Annotated in this window: 1 protein-coding gene; it reads left to right on the top strand. The window is 60.6% G+C overall.

The window, feature by feature from the left end:
• Window positions 1-877 precede the first annotated feature (877 nt).
• A partial coding sequence (locus tag F3J44_RS29310) for a retention module-containing protein (protein ID WP_167277984.1) occupies window positions 878-3,053 on the top strand: 2,176 nt, incomplete at its 3' end.

Genomic DNA, 3,053 nt, shown 5'->3' on the forward strand with positions numbered 1-3,053 from the left:
CGCCCGGCTGGCGGGTTTCTGGTGCAGAACACACAGCGTCAGCAGGCTATCGAGCAACGGATCGTCGTGCTGACTGCGTGGATCGTGGTTGAGTTGGACTCGACTGACTTCGGGTTCCACGCGGTGCTCTCTTCAACCTTGCGGGTAAGTGGGCAGGTGTACCTCAGTTCGTGCCTGGCAGGTTCACCTGGGTGTTCAAATTGTCCTGCACAATGGATGCCATGGGCGCTACGACACCCTAACTCCTGCGCAGCTGACCATGGTCGCCTTGATTCGGTATCGAGTAAACAACTGAATACTTTAGAGCGCTGCCAACCGATGCTGAGCAATGAACGTTTCGTACTGGCTGTCGCGCACTGCGCGCCGATACTGAGTGTACTGATAAGCGGCTGTTACACATTGCTGTAACAAACGTAGCTTGATGTTCCAAAGCCGGCCCAATTCCTCCCAGAGCGAACCCTGTGCGTTATGGCGAATACCCGATGCGAGGTGAGGCTCGAAAGGCCTTCGCTCTCCCACTCGGCCTTGATGTTGCATGCACAAGGCGCAAGGGCTCGAAGCACTGCAATCGTTGGCCAGGAGGGGAAAATGGTAAGCGGATCAAGCCGATGCGCGAACGTCCGACAGGGCACTTCAAATGGCACTTCGTCGACGTGTTGAAAGGGTTCAAATATCAATGTGACATTAGTGCGCCGATTGTTTAGGATGGCGCACGCAAGGTCAATACTTTGGCAGATAGTTAATTGCCTCAAGTTACAGCCAATATATTGACGTCAAATATTTCTACTTTATTGAAGACACAATTCCGCCTGATGCGGCGTCAGTTAAGCCGTTCGGAGCAGGGAAGTCCTAACATCAGGATAAGCCGGAGAGTCCCATGAGCAGCGTTGTAGCCATCGTCAAGAGTGTTGTTGGCCAGGTTATCGCAGTATCCCCAGAAGGCATCCGGCGTGTACTGATCGAGGGAGATCGCCTGTTCGCGGGCGAGCAGGTGCTCACGGGCGCGGGCGGGGCCGTCAGCCTCGAACTGGCCGATGGCCGTGTGCTGGACCTGGGCCGCGATTCCCAGTGGAGCGCCGACGCCCCAGCCAGCAGCGCCGACCTGGCCCAGGCCAGCGCACAGGCCGCACCTTCGGTTGCTGAACTGCAGCAGGCGATTGCGGCCGGTGCCGACCCGACCACCCAACTTGAAGCCACGGCCGCTGGCCCAACGGCGGCAGGTGGCGGTGCGGCAGGCGGCGGCCACAGCTACGTGATGCTGGACGCCACGGCAGGCAGCGTGGACCCGACCGTCGGCTTCCCTACCGAGCCGCTGGCCTTCACCACCACGACCACCACCGACGAAGTGGGCGCGGTTGATACCACCGCAGCGACCGCCCAGATCGCCACCGACCTTACCCTCAGCGCCACCCCTTCCATTACCGAAGCGGGTGGCGTGATTGTTTATACCGCCACCGTTGGCCAGGCGCCTTCGGCGAACCTGACCGTAACCCTGTCGAACGGTGCCGTGATCGTTATCCAGGCCGGCCAGACCACCGGCAGCGTGAACGTCAACATTCCGGCGAACGATACGCCGTACATCGATGGCGGGCAGATCTCCACCACCGTAACCGGCACCAGCGGGGGCGGTAATGTGGTCGTGACGCTGCCGCAGACGCCTGCGGTAACCGAGATCACCGACACCATCGACATCACCACCGCCACTCTGAGCGCGTCGCCGAACGTGACCGAAGGCGGCGTGATCACTTACACCGTGACCCTGAGCAACCCAGCTCAAACGCCGGTGACCGTGACCCTGTCCAACGGCCAGACCATCACCGTCGAAGCCGGCAATACCACGGGCAGCGTCAACTTCCAGACGCCAGCCAATGACGTCTACAACAATGGTTCGACCGTCAGCACCACTATCACCGGTGCTTCCGGCGGCAACTTCGAGCAACTGACACCGAACCCGGCACCCGCCCAAACCGTTATCAGCGACTCGATCGATACCACGACCGCGACCCTCACCGCTTCGCCGAACGTGACCGAAGGCGGCGTCATCACCTACACCGTGACCCTGAGCAACCCAGCTCAAACGCCGGTGACCGTGACCCTGTCCAACGGCCAGACCATCACTGTAGAGGCCGGCAGCTCGACGGGCAGCGTCAACTTCCAGACGCCGGCCAACGACGTCTACACCAACGGTTCGACCGTCAGCACCACCATCACCGGTACCAGTGGCGGTAACTTCGAACAACTGACGCCAAACCCGGCACCGGCCGAAACGGTAATCAGCGATTCGATCGACACCACCATCGCCACCCTCACCGCCACGCCGAACGTGACCGAAGGCGGCGTCATCACCTACACCGTGACCTTGAGCAACCCAGCTCAAACGCCGGTGACCGTGACCCTGTCCAACGGCCAGACCATCACTGTAGAGGCTGGCAGCTCGACGGGCAGCGTGAATTTCCAGACGCCGGCTAACGACGTCTACAACAATGGCTCGACCGTCAGCACCACCATCACCAGTACTAGTGGTGGCAATTTCGAACAACTGACGCCGAATCCGGCACCGGCCGAAACGGTGATCAGCGATTCGATCGACACCACCACCGCTACCCTCACTGCCACGCCAAGCGTGACCGAAGGTGGCGTTATCACCTACACCGTGACCCTGAGCAACCCTGCCCAGACCGCGGTGACCGTAACCCTGTCGAACGGCCAGAGCATCACTGTCGAAGTGGGCAAGAGCACCGGCAGTGTGGAATTCCAGACCCCGGCCAACGATGTCTACAACAATGCTTCGACCGTCAGCACCACCATCACGGGCGCTAGCGGCGGCAACTTCGAAAAGCTGGAGCTGAGCACGGCACCGGCAGAGACATCGATCACCGACTCGATCGATACTTCGACCGTCACGCTGACCGCGACCCCTTCGGTTACCGAAGGCGGCACTGTGGTTTACACCGCGACCGTTACAGCGCCGGTAACTGGCGCTCCGCTGGTGGTTTCGCTGGCTAACGGCCAAACCATCACCATCGCCGTGGGCGATAGCTCCGGTTCGGTCA

The organism is Pantoea sp. Tr-811 (genome assembly GCF_011752535.1).
Lineage (GTDB): Bacteria > Pseudomonadota > Gammaproteobacteria > Pseudomonadales > Pseudomonadaceae > Aquipseudomonas.